Annotated in this window: 14 protein-coding genes; 10 read left to right on the top strand and 4 right to left on the bottom strand. The window is 54.0% G+C overall.

Features of this window, described 5'->3' with window-relative positions:
* The first annotated feature begins 195 nt into the window (after positions 1-195).
* From HU760_RS04125 to HU760_RS04090, 8 genes are all read left to right on the top strand, one after another.
* Entirely contained in the window at positions 196-444 is a 249-nt protein-coding gene (locus HU760_RS04125) for a helix-turn-helix transcriptional regulator (RefSeq protein WP_021205333.1), read from the top strand.
* Positions 441-1946: a YfjI family protein gene (locus HU760_RS04120; protein ID WP_186672836.1), complete on the top strand. Its 1506-nt coding sequence runs from the start codon at positions 441-443 to the stop codon at positions 1944-1946. The genes HU760_RS04125 and HU760_RS04120 overlap by 4 nt, the downstream gene beginning before the upstream one ends.
* A gap of 396 nt (positions 1947-2342) precedes the next feature.
* A complete protein-coding gene (locus HU760_RS04115) occupies positions 2343-2717 on the top strand; it encodes a hypothetical protein (RefSeq protein ID WP_186672834.1) in 375 nt (124 codons plus the stop codon).
* 569 nt (positions 2718-3286) lie between these two features.
* Positions 3287-4168 carry a hypothetical protein gene (locus HU760_RS04110; protein ID WP_186672832.1) on the top strand — a complete coding sequence of 294 codons (882 nt, stop codon included), beginning with the start codon at positions 3287-3289 and terminating at the stop codon, positions 4166-4168.
* 33 nt (positions 4169-4201) lie between these two features.
* The gene (locus HU760_RS04105; RefSeq protein WP_186672830.1) at positions 4202-5170 is read left to right on the top strand and encodes a DUF4145 domain-containing protein; all 969 of its coding nucleotides are present in this window, start codon (positions 4202-4204) and stop codon (positions 5168-5170) included.
* A gap of 838 nt (positions 5171-6008) precedes the next feature.
* Complete coding sequence (locus HU760_RS04100) at positions 6009-6482, top strand: PIN domain-containing protein (RefSeq protein WP_186672828.1); 474 nt, start codon at positions 6009-6011, stop codon at positions 6480-6482.
* 433 nt (positions 6483-6915) lie between these two features.
* Positions 6916-7281 carry a hypothetical protein gene (locus tag HU760_RS04095; RefSeq protein WP_186672821.1) on the top strand — a complete coding sequence of 122 codons (366 nt, stop codon included), beginning with the start codon at positions 6916-6918 and terminating at the stop codon, positions 7279-7281.
* Between the two features lie 437 nt (positions 7282-7718).
* Positions 7719-8897, top strand: coding sequence for an Arm DNA-binding domain-containing protein (locus HU760_RS04090; RefSeq protein ID WP_186672819.1), 1179 nt, complete (start codon positions 7719-7721; stop codon positions 8895-8897).
* Here the strand turns inward: HU760_RS04090 and HU760_RS04085 are convergent.
* Complete coding sequence (locus HU760_RS04085) at positions 8883-9791, bottom strand: DUF4365 domain-containing protein (RefSeq protein ID WP_186672818.1); 909 nt, start codon at positions 9789-9791, stop codon at positions 8883-8885. The genes HU760_RS04090 and HU760_RS04085 overlap by 15 nt on opposite strands.
* Positions 9792-10292: 501 nt before the next feature.
* Between HU760_RS04085 and HU760_RS04080 the strand changes: the two genes are divergently transcribed.
* Positions 10293-10535: a hypothetical protein gene (locus HU760_RS04080; protein ID WP_186672816.1), complete on the top strand. Its 243-nt coding sequence runs from the start codon at positions 10293-10295 to the stop codon at positions 10533-10535.
* A 22-nt stretch (positions 10536-10557) separates the two neighbouring features.
* Positions 10558-10821, top strand: a complete 264-nt coding sequence (locus tag HU760_RS04075; RefSeq protein WP_170032786.1) for a DUF3077 domain-containing protein — start codon at positions 10558-10560, stop codon at positions 10819-10821.
* Positions 10822-10887: 66 nt separating this feature from the next.
* Here HU760_RS04075 and HU760_RS04070 read toward each other — a convergent pair whose 3' ends face one another.
* From HU760_RS04070 to gabP, 3 genes are all read right to left on the bottom strand, one after another.
* Positions 10888-11448: a hypothetical protein gene (locus tag HU760_RS04070; protein WP_186672814.1), complete on the bottom strand. Its 561-nt coding sequence runs from the start codon at positions 11446-11448 to the stop codon at positions 10888-10890.
* Positions 11449-11635: 187 nt separating this feature from the next.
* The gene (locus HU760_RS04065; protein ID WP_186672812.1) at positions 11636-14029 is read right to left on the bottom strand and encodes a TonB-dependent siderophore receptor; all 2394 of its coding nucleotides are present in this window, start codon (positions 14027-14029) and stop codon (positions 11636-11638) included.
* Positions 14030-14227: 198 nt separating this feature from the next.
* Positions 14228-15619 carry a GABA permease gene (gene gabP / locus HU760_RS04060; RefSeq protein WP_186672810.1) on the bottom strand — a complete coding sequence of 464 codons (1392 nt, stop codon included), beginning with the start codon at positions 15617-15619 and terminating at the stop codon, positions 14228-14230.
* Positions 15620-15902 lie beyond the last annotated feature (283 nt).

Genomic DNA, 15902 nt, shown 5'->3' with positions numbered 1-15902 from the left:
GTGCCTAAATGGGTTGTTTTGGCTCGGTAATGCCAGCTTTATGACAGCCTTCCTGGCCAATTCCACATCTGCGGCTAAGCCCCCCATCGCATCAACCGTCACTGCGTTTTCCGACGATTTTTCGGTTTGAAATCGAGCCACAGCGGTCTGGCAGGGGTATTAAATCTGTGTCGGCTTACACACAGAGACCCACACATGCCGACACATGCCCCCAAGAAGTACCTGATCAGTCACGCCTCGCTGCAGCACTGCTTTGACAAGAGCCGCTCTGGCCTCGAGAAGCTGCGCGAAAGCGACCCCAGCTTCCCTCGCCCCATCAAGTTTGGCCCGAGCAAACAGGCTGGCGTTTACTTCGTCGTCGCGGAGGTGGAAGCCTGGCTGGAGAGCAAGATCAGCGAGCGTGATGGAGTCACTCGGGCTCTCTCTGAGAGAGATGAGCAATGACCACACACGAGCAGCTACCGTCGTTCTTGGCGGAAATGCCCGAGGCAGCACGTGCCTCTTATCTGAATCCAAGCATCGTGCCAAAGCCACTGCCGAGCGGATTGGCCAGGGTTATGCCCTGGCGTGGAGAGCTACTGCCTGCTGTTCTTCAAGAATACGTGCGGGATGTCGCCGAGCGCACTCAGTGCCCACCGGATTTTGTTGGGGTCACGCTTGTGGTTGCTGTAAGCGCCGTAGTCGGACGCAAATTCACCATCCACCCAAAGCAACATGATGACTGGACAGTCGTTCCCAACCAATGGGGGGTCATCATTGGACGGCCGTCTGCGATGAAAACACCAGCGCTCAAGCAAGCGCTTCGTCCCTTGGACGCATTGGAGACAAGAGAGCGAAATCAGCACTCCATGGCGTTGGAGGAGTACAGGACCAACACTGAGCTGCTCGACATCGAGCGCAAGGCTGCTAAGAGCAAGGCGACGAAACTTGTAAGCAGCGGTGACAAACTTGGAGCGCGGGCGGAACTCACCAAGGTTTCGAGTGATGTGCTGCCTCCAGTGCAGCGTCGTTACACCGTCAACGACTCAACGGTAGAAAAGCTCGGTGAGCTGCTCAACGAGAACCCAAACGGCCTGCTGCTAGTACGTGACGAGCTCGGGGGCTGGCTCGCAACAATACAGAGTGAGGACGGCTCAGTGGCACGCGCTTTCTACTTGGAGTGCTTCGATGGCAACGGCTCATTTACCTACGATCGTATTGGCCGAGGCACCCTGTTCATCGAGTCATGTTGTTTATCGCTGATAGGCGGAATTCAACCCTCACGAATCGCATCCCTCGTGAACGCCGCGATCAGCGGCGAAGTGGATGACGGCCTGATTCAGCGCCTACAGCTCGCCGTCTATCCCGACGACATCCGTGAGTGGCGTCTGATCGATCGCTGGCCGAACCAAGCTGCCGCTAAGCAGGTGGAACAGATTATTAACCACCTCGACCAGCTCCCATCCGAGCCTCGTGCTGCTCTCAGGTTCAGCCCAGAAGCACAGGAAATATTTAACGCCTGGTATACGCGTCATATGCGACAAAGCCGGAGCGAAGAACTTCACCCAGCATTGCAATCCCATTATCTAAAAATGCCGCAGACCATTGCGGGGTTGGCCCTACTGTTCGAACTGGTCGATGGTGGACAGAGAGCCGTGGGCACAGAGTCCACGTCCCGCGCCATTAACTGGGCGAGCTACCTGATGAGCCATGCCTTGCGACTCTACGGCGCAGCTATCAACGCCCCACTACTCGGTGCCAGGTTGATCCTAGAGCGTAAACAGAAATTACACGAACCGTTTACCACACGCGAGGTGCGCCAGAAAGACTGGATGGGATTGGGCTCTCAGGACGCTGTGAACAAAGCACTCGCTGTTCTGGCTGAGCACGACTTAATCATTGGCTACGAGGTGGCCGGAGAAAAAGGTGGCCGCCCATCCACACGCTACATCTGGCGAAAAAGGTAACCTCGACCCAACCTGTTTACCAAAAGGCAGATAGGGCAGCCTACAGAACCTACGAAACTAAGTTCTGTAGGTTTTGTAGGTTGCCCTTTTCCTGGTTGGGAGAAGTAATCAGCGCCCAGATGGACTTACCTGAGCGCTTGGAACAGTTGCCAGTGCTTGCGAATCGGCCGCTCTGATTCTGTCGAGTCAGGCCGGAGTCGGCCAGATGCGGCCCTTTACCTTGCTGTCTTTTTTACCAAGCAGAGCAGCCCAATAGATTAAGGACTTCATCGGCGACCGGATTGTAGTTGGCATGCGACAGATCAAAAAGTACAGCGACTATCCAAGGGATAGACGATATGATGGCTTTTCGCCTATATTCGGCCATATCTATGCAAAAAACAAGGATCAATGAGTATGCTCGACCAACAAATCGCACAAGAACTTGCACTAAAAATGGCAAGCGACGCACAGTTCTGGGCTGCACTTATTGGCTTTATTGGGGTAGTAGTTGGCTCTATTCTTTCAATAGCGGGAAACCTTTTATTCCATTGGTATCAAAATCGCAGAGCTAACTCCCTAGACAATCTAAGAAAAAACCTGCTAAGACAAATGCTTGAGAACTCCAAGTTTCCAGAGGGACGCTCACTTGAGACTCTCTCTAGAGTCACAGGTGCCGAGCCTGAAGAATGTAGACGTCTATTAATTGAGATTGGGGCTCGAGGCTTCACACTCGCACGTGGGGTTGAGGGTTGGACATACGTAAAAAATCGCCAATGGTCAGAACAATAGACTAAGTTGGTTAATTGCACTGATTTGACCACCTGTTTGCATTCGACTTGACCAGCCATTTGCATCGGATGTGACAAGCGCACGGGTACGTCTTGACCAGCAGGAGTCGACCCATAGCAGACAATCGAATGACCCCAAGATGGTGTGATTCAGAATCGGAGTACCGCCCTAGTGTTTTCATTGGCCTTGCTGAGCGCCGATCTTAAGCTATCGACTGCGCCATCATCTCTGCGGGGGAGCGCTGCGAGCCTTACCTTACCCTGATGCCTCGCAGTAAATGCACATGATAGAAACCACCTTCGCGGTCAGTCTTGGGACTGCTTTGAGAATTGCATCGTTTACCCTTTATTCCTCGATAGGGTTAGAACAAGATTAAGCCGAGATGAACAGGAAATCAGAATATTCTGCAAACAGAGTCCGGATCTCTAAGCACCTAACGACTTAAAAGCGCATCACAACCCCTTAGCAACGAGGGTCGATGATGGCATAATGCCTTTTCAGCGAAATTTCGGAGTGCTAGGCTCAGGCTTACGCCTGCAAAGCAGGAAACCGAATTAGGGATGAGGTATATGCGTTTACATTCAATATCTAGCACTGCCGTTGCATTATTCACCGCCACGGCGTTGATTACGATAAGCACTCTGTCAACCATTGTGGCGACTAGTAACGCATGGTTCGAACTCAACGAAAATCAAATCATGTACTTGTATTCGACATCCGCCCAGGTAATTGCAGCAGTTTATGGGCTGACTCTTACCGGATACTTATTCTTCCGAAGCGAACTACTTCGCGAGGCTCGAAACGATGAAACTCGAGCAGTCTCCATCGAAAAAGTGGAGGGCCGCTACCTCAAGCAGCTAATAGTGATCACGCTATTGGTAGGACTTACCATCATTCTAACCAACTTAATCATCGCTCAAGAGGGAGCTAAGAGCACTTTGCTCCTAACGGCGTTGATGAACACAGCACAGACAAGCTTTGCTATTTCATTTGCAGCAATCTCCGTTTTTGTTTTAGACGTGGTAACTCCGCATAACGTGGAAGCGGCCAGCCAAGCGATTCAAAACGAAATCGACCCAGGCCATAGCCTCCACAATACTGAAGGCAGCCTAGAAAATTTCTTGCGAATATATAATGAAATCGAAAGAGTTCTGGTCGACACTACTGGCTCGCTGAAGCCCTTCATTGAAGCAATGGACTCATCACCCAAATATAAGCGCACCTCTAATGTTCGCCTCGCGGAGATGCTTTGGCGAGGAAGAAGAATTAAGCATCATCTTTTCACTCAATTGAAAGATCTGATTACGCTTAGAAACGCAATCATTCATGGGGCGGAGCCTGTCGTTAGTCGCGAAATGGTTGATAAGTCCCAGGTCGTATTACTTGAACTTAGAGAGGCCTTACAGGATACGGCGCCCAGCAAAAACGCCGAAGCACCAAATTACTTATAGTTCGATTTTTTTGCATTGAAAAAGGAAAGACTCATGCGCTATTTTGATTGTACAAGATTCGACTACAAGAACATTACAGCGGAGGAATCTAAAGCTCTTACGAAACGAGACAAGTCCGCCTATAAACACTCATTCACCACTTGGATCAACAATGAAATCGAACAAATAACTGAACGAAAGTGGCAGATTGACAACATCGGCGTGGTGGAGGAGACAGGGGACTTTATTCGCCTCATTAAAGAAGCAGAACTTACTTACGCACTGGGAGCATTTTATAGCACCATTGCTCTAACTGGAATTGCGAGTGAAGATCTCTGCAAATACTTTGCAAAAAAAACGGGCCACATCGATCTGCAAAGCCTCACGCAACACGTTCGCCTCCAGAAGCTGAAAGAACGGGGAGAGTTATCTGAGGAAACGCACAAAGCATTTGATGCCATACGGATTGTTCGGAACGACTGCCTCCATTTCAATGATGATTTTAAAACCCGCGATCAAAGCACCTTAGGCGCTGAAGCGCTTAACTGCATTAACAGCCTAAAGGCGATTTACAAAGAACTATTCTCACCGTCAAATTCACAGTACAAATCCGGAGAAATTATTACAAAGATAATCGAGGACTTTGCTCGCCAGCAGGTCTACAAAACTTCGTTTGGCGACACGCTGAATCAAGAAGAATTTACTATGAAACTGCGCTATTTTATGGCCAAGGAGCTTCAAATAGATGTCGCCATCTCCAATCCTGGAGATAAAATAACGCAAACAGACTTATTTAGAATAGAGGAAATAGATCTTGAAGTAACGCCCAAGGAAATCACACTGCACCACATACCGCTAGGAATTTACACCACAATTGATCTAGCCGATGAAGACATCAAAAAAATTCAAGACCTGGGTCTGAGCGAAGATGACACAATATTTGCCAGCATCTATTCGATACTTAATCATCAGGGGATGTCAGCGACTTGGTATTTTGAGACATTTATCGCCTTCAAAAGCTAAATCACTTGTGAATAAATTTCTAGCTAAAGGCGGGTGCAAGATAAGCGACGGCACCAATCTTGAATGAATGCAACCGTAAGTTTTCCTAAGTTCCCTAGGCACATCGAAGGGCTGCTATGGGTCGGAAGCGGTCTCTCGCGACCGTCCGCTATCGACCCGTAGCTGCCTCTCGCGAAGGACAGCAACCGGTCAGAAGCAGTCGTCCATATTGGCCCACTGAGCCCTGCTCGGCTGTCCGCCATACGCAGGAGTTTTCGCTATTCGAGCTAACCATGGTGGTGTGGTACGAGCGGAGCTGGATGCATTTTCTTCCTGGCTGATAGCACCACTTCACAAGAATTATTGAGAACGACCAAAGCACGCCTGGCTCTCTAAGGGTACGCAAGCGTGGATCCGTTGCTTATCGATCCCAACCCAACGCTCACCATCACCCATCAGGAAGGCGCCGGCTGGAGAAGGCCTGAATACTGTCATCCGGTCATTATCCGGAAGGCCAGCATTTGATCGTCCTTCCGCGATCAGCTCACAACGCTAGTCACCAGATCATCAAAATGCCATCATCCAATCCATGCGATTGACTACAAAGCAATAATCCTTTTAGCAGGAATACAAGGGTGAGTTGATGACCGCAGAAAGCCCAATGGAATTTTATCGCTTCGCCCCATCCATCGCCTGCTCGGAGAGCAGGGCACAACGGAGGTAGTGGGGGATGGCTCATGTGTCGAACCCGCTAAACCGGCCAAGATCGGCGAATTGGCCTCTCAATCACCCAATATGATAGCCGGGATCAGAAAATCCTGATTCAGTAGTTATCGTTCAAATCCAAAGTGAAAGCGGCATGAACATCGATCCTGCATATTTTCAAGCTCTGCGTCAAAAACTTATTTGTGGTCAAATAACGGCGGTCACTTTTGACACGCAGGCTTTTGATCGTAATGGGAGGACCTTCAGGGGAGGGCTGATAGGTCATTTGAGTCAGCTAAAAAATTCGAACATCAAGCTGGTGATCACTGAGTTGGTGCGCGATGAAGCCGAAAAGCACATGTTGGACATGCACCGAGCAAAGAGCAAAAAGGTCGATGATGCCTTTGCACTTGTGAGTCAATACTTGAGTGTCGAGCTGCGCGATGAATTGTGCGAAGAGCTCGACGAACGACCTAATCCAGAGCAAATAATTTTCCATGAATTTAATGATTTTTACCTGGCGACCGATGCGCTACAACCTGAGTTGCACGCACCGGATCGCTCGACCCACCCAACAGCATCAAGCCCAAGCCAATTCCCGCTGCTGCGCCACCACTCAAGCTTGTAGGTGGCGAAGCGAAGCTAACCGCGCTTAATCCAGCATCCCCGAGCACTGTTCCAGAGCCGCTAGCTGGGCTCACCCTTTCAACTGCCCCTGCCAACTCGATTGGAACATCACGCTGCCCTGAAATCCCCATGGCGGTCAGAACATGCATAGCATCCGACCATTTTTCCCTCGGTACATCTCTCGGCTCAGGAAGCTGCGCAGTGCTAGTCCCCCGGGTGCCAGAACACCCAACCAGAAGAGCTACTGTCGCGGCCAGCAAGCCGATTCGGATCGTGGTTGATTTGTTACCCATGGCGCCACTCCCTGTTTTGATTGCCACAGCTTATGAAGGCCCTCTGGAAACCCAACTGCATCTGTACTCGATTTGTGCCGGCTTGGGTTTTCCATGAACTGGCATAGGGTGCTATGCAACTCAATGCACGGGAGATCCACCATGGAATTTCGTCACCTCGGTAACGGGCAGACGTTTCCTCCCATAGCACCCAACGGCCGGATTTACGCCGTACCTGTTACAAAGGAAAACCAAGTAGAAATTTTCTGCCTGACATCTGAAGGAATTGTTGGATGCGGTGTTACGGCCAACTGGGCTGATATCACTGGCGCCTACTACGACGATGAGTCTTGGGAAATCATCCTTCGCAATTACATCGGCAGGGGAATGCGCTTCCGGCGGGGAGTGCCCTGCGGAATCGTCGAAGACGGCCACGAAATTCTCAAAACCAATATCCAAGGGTTTGCAATTCCAGTCTGCGTAATGAACCGCATCGCATTTGAGCAGAAAAAGCTGCATCCGAGGTGACTTTGGCCTTGGGCTTTGAGAGCCAACAATCTGGTTGCGTCATGCGGCTTGTGCATGCCCCTGGTTGGAGGATTTCCAGACTTCTAATTTCCGTCGATTTTTTTGCCTGAAAGCGAAACACAAGCCTGGGAGCCGTACGTAGGCTGTATCCGAGCAGACAAAGGGAGTCGGATATGAGCAACAGTACCGTTAGACGCTGCTTACGCGAGCAAGCCGAGAACGACAAATCGATACGTGGCCGCTGCGCACTCGCTACCCCTGAATAACCAGGACTGACGACTCATGCGCTACGTAACCGTCAGGAAATTTGCTGCCGAGTCTGGCTACAGCGAGGACGCGATCCGCTCCAAGATCCGCGATGGTGTATGGCGGCTTGGTGAGATTTGGTTGAAAGCGCCGGACGGCCGGACGCTTATCGATATGGAAGGATATGAAACATGGGTAGAGGCGGGAGTGGGGTCAGGGCAGTCTCAGACTCGAGCATCGAGATCACGTTCATGTTCCGGGGTGTTAGGTGCCGCGAGCGCGTTGCGCTCAAGCCCACCGCCACTAAACTGAAGAAGGCCCAGCAGCACAAGGCGGCGATCGAGCATGCCATCGCCCAGGGGACGTTCGACTATTCCATCACCTTCCCGGGCTCCCCCCGGGCTGCCAAGTTCGCACCGGAAACCAGTCAGGAAACGGTCGGTGGCTATCTTACCAGGTGGCTAGAGACGAAGAAGAAGCACATATCCAGCAGCACCTTCGAGGGCTATCGAAAAATCGTCGAGCTCCGGCTCGTTCCTGCCCTTGGCTACCATCTTGTCCTCGACCTTAAGAGGAAGACGATTAAGGACTGGCTGGATAAGCTGCAGGTCGGCAACAAGACCCTGAGCAATATCCAGAGCTGCCTGCGCTCTGCACTCAATGACGCAGTCGATGAGGAACTGCTGGATACGAATCCGCTGACTGGCTGGACATATGTCAGGAAAGAAGCCCCACCGAAGGATGACGATGTGGACCCGTTCACGCCCGAGGAGCAGCAGGCAATTCTCGTAGCCTTAGCCGGACAGGCCAGGAACATGGTGCAGTTCGCGCTCTGGACGGGGCTCCGTACAAGCGAGCTCGTCGCGCTTGATTGGGGGGATGTGGACTGGGTGCGAGGAGAAGTGATGATCAGCCGGGCAATGACCCAAGCCGCAGGTGGAGAGGCCGAGGTGACAAAGACTGCCGCTGGCCGGCGGTCCGTGAAACTGCTGCGGCCCGCTCTTGAAGCGCTGACGGCGCAGAAGGTGCACACGTTCCTGGCTGATAAAGAGGTATTTCAGAACCCGCGAACGCTTGAGCGCTGGACAGGCGACCAGCCGATCCGCAAGACGATGTGGCATCCGGCAATGAAGAAGGCCGGCGTTCGGTACCGACGCCCCTATCAAACTCGGCATACCTACGCTTCGATGATGCTGTCAGCGGGCGAGCACCCGATGTGGGTGGCAAAGCAGATGGGGCATAGCGACTGGACCATGATCGCACGGGTCTATGGACGATGGATGCCGTCAGCCGACGCAGAAGCTGGTGGCAAAGCGGAAATGCTTTGGCAGCCTGAACTTTCCGATTCAGTGTCATCAATCATTAAATAACTTCTCCCTCTTGGGCCTGGCTAAATATTCGGATATCACAAGATATGATTCTCCGATTTTGTTAAGCCCAAGCTTGATCCGATAATAATCAACTTCGTTACATGCATTTGTATAGGGATAAAATTTATTCTTGGGCGGACGACAATCATCCTCCCACGAGTAGTCATCTTCCCCAAACCGGTCCCAGCTCACCTCATAAAAATCTTCATCAATACTAGCAGTTGACCAAGGAAAAAGCTCTAGAGTTAAAGCTTCGATGTCAAAACGACTATGAAACACATAACCATATTCCTTGACGGTCTCACTACCATCGTCGTGCTCCATATATACAGTAACCGGAGTTCTACCGAGGGATTTATTTATCCAATCTTCAAGCTCTACAGAAACCTTACCTCCTTTTTTTACATGCCTCATAAGAGGCTCATCCATTGCAAGGCGCCTTAATTTTTGCTGAGACTCCGAGCCTTCAAAGATTTGCGAAAGGCTTCTTCTCTTCGCTTCACCGAAAATATTTTTCCGTGATATTTCTATTTTCCAGGCCTTAGGAGTTAACTCGACGTTTTCTTCTGAGACATGAGCCCAGCAGGTCTCACCAGTCTCAGGAAGATGCGCAATAATAATTACAGGCAGAGAGTGATTGAGCCAATACTCCCTATGCTCGATGCTCCCGTAGTAGACAAGGCAATCGTCTTTTACCGTGAAGTTACCGGGACCAGTCTTTATCTGTAAACCTATGAGCTTGCCCGACGGATGACCGTCTTCAACTAACTCAAGATGAGCATCAATGCCCATGTCCGCAATCATCTGCTCACGGAAGATCCATTTAAGCTCTCTTGCCGCGATAAGCTCGATCGCGCTAACCCCGATGCGTTCTGTCTCACTGTACCTAGCCATGTTGCCCCCTGTGCCTTTTCGCCAATGTCGCCGATGGCGTGCACACATTCAAGGGTGGCCATTCTGAAATGACAGCAAAATGACAGCTTTTGCCTTGCAAGCCCCGGAATCAAAGGGCAAGACGCGGGTTCAAATCCCCCCGGCTCCACCAAATTCCAAAGAATAAGACGCCCTAGGGCGTCTTTTTTTGTGTCTGGATTTTGGAATGCGAGCCCAAAAATCAGATTTACCCCCTTCCTTGTAGGCCGTTTCCCAAAGATACTCCCAGCGCCTGTTTTCCGTTGCGGTCGTTATTTCAGGGTTTTAGGCTCGGTGGGTCGTTGCACATCAACGACCAGCTTTGACAGGCTGATAACGACCGAACACACGGTTTTGCCTATGGCAGCTGTGTGTGGGGCACCTCGTGTGCGCCGGTTTGGTCTTCACCGGTCTGTCAACCCATACACAGCTGCCACCACTTGTTTGACAGCAAGCGCTGGTCGCTCCACTGAGGACCAAATAATGCTGAAGATCGTCCCCGATCCGCCCCACCACCTCCACTCGCTGGAGGACACCCTCATGCTCGCCTCGGACTACGCGCTCTGTGCAGAAGCCGTAGCCCAGCAAGCGATGCTGATGCAGCCACGATCACCCGTGTCGCTATTGATGATGGCATCGATGCACGAGCTTGAAGCCCTGCGCAAACTGCTTGAATCAGCACTCGCGCAAATACACAGACCAGCGGATCCGCAAGCACTGCACTGACGCTTACCGGGGAGATTGAACAATGGCTACCGAAGACAACAAATGCACTGTCGGTAAAACCATCTTCTACCAAGGTGAAAACCAGACCCACCCACTGTTCCGCATCGAGCCCGGCATCCCCTGCCAGAACGCCCGCGAGCAAGCCTCGGAACTGATGGGCTATGCGCGGGACCTGACAATAGAGGGTTTGATGGAAGACAAACCGAAGCTGATCTGGGCCGCGCATTACTTGTGCGCCTTGGGCAAGGCGCTGCTGGATGATGCCGAACTGGGCATGATGCGCTGAACACCGCACGGCCCTGCTCCCTGCAGGGCCATTATCAGAAACGGCCTCAACCGAGTCGGTCCGCCACTATGAAGCGGTGGTCTCCAGCGTACCGGCGCTGCTGGCGACCACCAGCGCGACGATACAAGCCAGCAAAGCGAATGCCGTGAACACCGCCATCACGTGCATGCATGGCATGACATGGTTCCAGGCTCGAGCCACCCCCAGGAAAGCGGCAAACAACCAACCACTCATGGAGAACGCGCCCAGGAGTGCAAGACGGCCACGGTCGGAACGCGGCAACAGGACGAAAGGCGCTTTTTGCAACAATGGGAAGCCGATGCGATGCAACAGGCCGCCGTTCAGCGTCAGCAGCGTGACGACGGCAACCTTGGCCCAGAGTTTCTGGTTGAGCAAATAGGCCGTGCCCTCAAGAAGATACCCCTGAAGTATCAGCAACAGACCACTGCCCCAAAGGGCCAGTAACGCGAGGGTGGCGATTTTCCTGGTTTCTTCCAGGTACTCATGCTTTGCCTGGTCCAGCGATTCTTTGCGCCAGCTCCAAAGTTTGTGATCGGCAAGCAATACCCTGCCCAGGGCAATACAGGTGGCGATCAGGTGAACGTACACGAGGAGCATCTTCAGCATTCTTTTGGACCTTGTTTTTATAGGGACAAATGCGCTCCTTGCATGGCGAATGTTAATGATAGCGATTAACTGTTGCAATATTATGTTGCAAAATTATCTCGCCGCTCCCCATCGGTACGGTATTCCGAAATCTCACTTGCGCACGCCCAGCATCCCGGCGTCAGGCCGGGATGCGGCGCCCTCAGCCCTACCAGCTATAACTCAGCTTGGCCGTCACCTCCCGCCCCGGGTTGTAGTAGTTCGCTGTCCCCGAGCCAACCACATGCTGCTCGTCAAACAGGTTGCTGACGTTAAGCGCCAGGTCAGTCCCCTTGGCGATCTGGTAATTCAGCGCAGCGTCGAACAACGTAGTGCCATCGCTCTTCCTGGTGTTGGCCGCATCCATGTAATAAGCCCCCACATAGCGCGCCCCGAGGCCAACGCTCACATCAGTACCCGGAATGCTGTAGTAGCCCCACAACGAACCCGAGTGCTTCGGTGCCGTGGCGAATTCGTTGCCCTTGAGCGAAGACCCGTCGTACAACGCCCCGCGCAGCACTTCGGACTGCATGTACGAATAGGCGCCAATCACGCTGAAGTCCTGGGTAACCTGCGCCTTGGCTTCCAGGTCCAGGCCGCGCACGCGCGACTCGCCCACCGTCTGCTGCTCGATGATGCCGCTGGGCAGTACCACGGCGATGGTGACGTTCTCCTGGGTCAGGTCATACACCGCCGCCGAGAACAACGCGTCCATCCCCATCGGCGAGTACTTCACACCCACTTCGTACTGCTTGCCCGTTTGCGGTGTAACGCCAACCTGGGGCGGCGATACGGATTCCACCATGCTCACGTAGGTGGAAACCTCGTCGTTGACGATATAGGTCAACGCAGCCCGGTAGGAGGTTTCCGAGAAGTTGTCCTTCTCTTCCTGAATACCGCCGACGTATTCCTTGCTCGACAGGTCCATCGAGTCATTGCGCACGCCGGCAGTGGCGATCACGCGGTCATGGAACGACAGGTTCTGCTGCAGGAAAACAGCCTTGGTAGTGGCATCGTTCTTCTGCCGGGTATAGGGCGTGAGACCGCCCGGTACGCCGGTGAATACCGGATTGGCAATGTCGATGGAAGGCGCCAGGCCGTAGATCGAGCTTTGTCTGGTAGTCGAATCGAGGTACTCCACACCGACCAACGTGCTGCTGTCGACATGCTCGAACTGCGCATCGTATTGCAGCATCAGGTTACCGTTGAGCTGGTCGGCATCGCTGTCGGTGCCGAACACGTAACGCGGAATGACGGTGCCGACCCGCGCGGGGTTGTCGCTCAGGTAGGCGTAACCGAAGTCATCGGTCAACTCGCTGTAGCGCAGGTTGCTGCGCAGCACAAAGCCATTGTCGAAGTCGTGGGTGATGCTGCCGCTCAGGCTGGTGCGCTCCACGTCATGGAAGTTGTAGCCTGGCTCACCATAGAAATCGCTGCGGTCGTATTCCTTGTCCAGCGGATAGCCACCGCTGTTCGGCGAACTGTTGGTTTTCAGGTAATCCACGATCATCGTGGCCGAGGTGTAGTCCGTGGGTGCCCAGGTCAGCCCGCCCATCACGAAGCGGTTGTCATCCTCGGAGTGGTCATATTCACGGTCGCTGTTCTGCATCTTGGCAGTGAAGCGGCCGGCCAAGGTCTTTTCCTCGTTCAGCGCATCGCCGACATCGATGCCGGTTTCGGCATGGTCGAAGGAGCCATAGGTCACGTAGCCCTGGCCAAACTGCTCGAAACGCGGCTGCTTGCTCACGAAGTTGACCGAGCCTCCCGGGTCTGCCGGGCCAAACAGGGTGGAGTTGGCGCCGCGCAACACCTCGATACGCTCGTAGGCGTAGGGGTCTTCACGCACACCACGCATGGAGCTCAGGGTCAGGCCGTCACGGTAGGTAGTGGCCTGAAAGCCGCGGATCAGGAAGTAGTCGTTGCGGTCGTCCGAACCGTAGTAATCACTGACGACCCCCGGCGTATATTGCAGCGCCTCTTCCGTGGTGCTGACACTGCGCTGCTGCATTTCCTTGCTGGTAACCACAGACACGGAAGCGGGCGTATTAAGGATGCTGGTGGCCACCTTGCCCCCCACCCACAGCTCCTTGGCGACCACCGAGTTGCTGTCATCGTCGGCGCTGGCCTTGACCTTGGCATTGATGATCACCGGTGCCAGGCGGTAGTCCTCGGTGGTGCCGAGTTCCAGCGGGCCGGCAGGTACGGGTTGTGGCGCCACGAAGTAGGCGCCCGGCCCTTGTTGCTCCGCCTGAAGCGGCGTGCCCTGTAGCAGCGACGAGAGTGCAGCCGACGTACCCAGCGTCCCCTGCACCCCTGCAGTGGTGCGGTTGGCCAAGGTCTGTGCATCGAAGGACAGGCTGACACCTGCCTGACGGGCAAACCGGTCAAGCGCTGGCGCCAGCGGGCCAGCAGGAATATTCCACTGCTGTAGCTGGCTGTCAGGCTCAGACATTGCAGATTGCGCCAGCACAGGTAGCGCACAACTGCTGACAACCAGGCTCAGGAAAACACTGTGTAAAGCACGGCTCAAGGGATGGCGCTGTGGAACCGGGGTCGAACTCATTTTCTCGCTCCGTAGAGGGATCGGCAGACTGGCCTGTATTCCGGCCTTCCCTACAAGCCGAACGAGAATGAGAAATCACCTCATTTATTTTTAAAGATTGTCGCATCCGTGGCAGGACTTTTTCGTGGTAGCGGTAAACCTGAAAAACAAAGGGCACCCTCCATTGGTGCCCTTTGCCTTACCGCCAGGTGAACCCAATCACCCCATCGAACGCACCCCTACGGGTTGCGCATGGCCTCGCGAAGTGACGATCCCGAGGAAGGAAATCACGATCGCCAGGCCTAACGTCGAGCTGACTTCCGCCCGGTGTTCAGGCGTAAACATCATCACCGCCAGTGCCCCGCCAATGAATAGGATCACCGCCCAGGTCAGGTACGGGAACAGCCACATGCGGAACTTCAGCTCGGTGTTCTCGCGCTCCAGGCGGCGGCGCATGCGCAGCTGGGAGATGGCGATGACCATGTACACCAGCAAGGCGATGGCACCGGAGCTGGCCAGCAGGAACTCGAACACGCCCTTCGGCGCGAAGTAGTTGAGAACAGCGATGGCCGCGCCGATCAGGGTGCTGCCGAACACTGCGGCACGCGGTACGCCAACCTTGGAAGTCTTGTTGAGCATGGCCGGTGCGTCACCACGCTTGGCCAGCGAATACATCATCCGCGAGGCGATATAGATCGACGAGTTCATGCAGCTGGTCACTGCCACCAGCACCACCAGGTCGACCATGAAGGCTGCGTTGGGGATGTCCATGATCTCCAGTGCGCGCTGGTACGAGCCCACCACGGCCAGTTGCGGGTCGTTCCACGGCACCACCGAAATGATCACGAAGATCGACAGGATGTAGAAGGTGCTGATGCGCCAGATCACCGAGCGGGTGGCCTTGGCGATATTGCGCGACGGGTCGCTGGACTCGGAGGCGGCGATGGTCACCGCCTCGGTACCGATGAAGCTGAACATCACGGTAATGAACGCCCCGACCACCGCCGACCAGCCCTTCGGTGCGAAGCCGCCATGCTCGGCCATCAGGCTGCTCAGGCCGCTGACTTCGCGGTTGGGCAACCAGCCCATCAGCGCAGCGAAGCCCAGGCCGATGAAACCGAGAATGGCGGTGACCTTGAGGATCGCGAACCAGAACTCGAACTCACCGTACTTGGCCACGCTGAACAGGTTGGTGCCGGCCAGCAGCAGCACCGAGGCCAGGGCGAAGATCCAGCTATCCACCTGCGGGAACCACGCGTTCAGTACATGGCCGGCGGCCAGTGCTTCGATGGGAATTACCAGAACCCAGAACCACCAGTACAGCCAACCAATGGTGTAGCCGGCCCAGCGGCCGATGGCCTGGTCGGCATAGGTCGAAAACGAACCGGTGTCAGGATGTGCAACGGCCATTTCGCCGAGCATGCGCATGACCAGTACCACCAGGGCCCCGGCCACGAAATAGGAAAGTATGGTAGCTGGTCCGGCTGCCGCGATGGCATGGCCAGAGCCGACGAAAAGTCCGGCGCCGATGATGCCGGCGATGGACAGCATCGTTACATGACGAGGCTTGAAACCTTGGGCAAGGTTGCCATCAGATCCCACGGTGTTCATTGATGTTGTTCTCTTTTTGCTGACACAAGGAAGGACGGGCAGGCGTAGGCGAAAGTATCTCCTTTGAAATCAATAAGTCGACACATTACTCGCGCACTGTTGTTGATATTTGGCACGCGTCACAGAGCAAGTGTCCGCATAGGTCGGGGGTCATTTAAGCCGCGCAGGGCTGTGGGTAATTACACGAGAACGCCCCGGAACTGTTCGATCACGACAGCTCGTTTGCTCTGCCCTGAGCGCGGTGAACGGCGGCAGAGGTAATGCGGCAGGAGTGAGCGCTGCC

The organism is Pseudomonas oryzicola, assembly GCF_014269185.2.
In the GTDB taxonomy this organism is placed as follows: Bacteria; Pseudomonadota; Gammaproteobacteria; order Pseudomonadales; family Pseudomonadaceae; genus Aquipseudomonas; species Aquipseudomonas oryzicola.
Note: the sequence above shows the minus strand (reverse complement) of the source record. Positions and strands in the feature narration are given on the sequence as shown.

Bases quoted from the DNA above. Each gene is read 5' to 3' on its own strand.
- HU760_RS04125 (WP_021205333.1), top strand. From the start codon at position 196: ATGCCGACACATGCCCCCAAGAAGTACCTGATCAGTCACGCCTCGCTG.
- HU760_RS04120 (WP_186672836.1), top strand. From the start codon at position 441: ATGACCACACACGAGCAGCTACCGTCGTTCTTGGCGGAAATGCCCGAG.
- HU760_RS04115 (WP_186672834.1), top strand. From the start codon at position 2,343: ATGCTCGACCAACAAATCGCACAAGAACTTGCACTAAAAATGGCAAGC.
- HU760_RS04110 (WP_186672832.1), top strand. From the start codon at position 3,287: ATGCGTTTACATTCAATATCTAGCACTGCCGTTGCATTATTCACCGCC.
- HU760_RS04105 (WP_186672830.1), top strand. From the start codon at position 4,202: ATGCGCTATTTTGATTGTACAAGATTCGACTACAAGAACATTACAGCG.
- HU760_RS04100 (WP_186672828.1), top strand. From the start codon at position 6,009: ATGAACATCGATCCTGCATATTTTCAAGCTCTGCGTCAAAAACTTATT.
- HU760_RS04095 (WP_186672821.1), top strand. From the start codon at position 6,916: ATGGAATTTCGTCACCTCGGTAACGGGCAGACGTTTCCTCCCATAGCA.
- HU760_RS04090 (WP_186672819.1), top strand. From the start codon at position 7,719: ATGGGTAGAGGCGGGAGTGGGGTCAGGGCAGTCTCAGACTCGAGCATC.
- HU760_RS04085 (WP_186672818.1), bottom strand. From the start codon at position 9,791: ATGGCTAGGTACAGTGAGACAGAACGCATCGGGGTTAGCGCGATCGAG.
- HU760_RS04080 (WP_186672816.1), top strand. From the start codon at position 10,293: ATGCTGAAGATCGTCCCCGATCCGCCCCACCACCTCCACTCGCTGGAG.
- HU760_RS04075 (WP_170032786.1), top strand. From the start codon at position 10,558: ATGGCTACCGAAGACAACAAATGCACTGTCGGTAAAACCATCTTCTAC.
- HU760_RS04070 (WP_186672814.1), bottom strand. From the start codon at position 11,448: ATGCTGAAGATGCTCCTCGTGTACGTTCACCTGATCGCCACCTGTATT.
- HU760_RS04065 (WP_186672812.1), bottom strand. From the start codon at position 14,029: ATGAGTTCGACCCCGGTTCCACAGCGCCATCCCTTGAGCCGTGCTTTA.
- gabP (WP_186672810.1), bottom strand. From the start codon at position 15,619: ATGAACACCGTGGGATCTGATGGCAACCTTGCCCAAGGTTTCAAGCCT.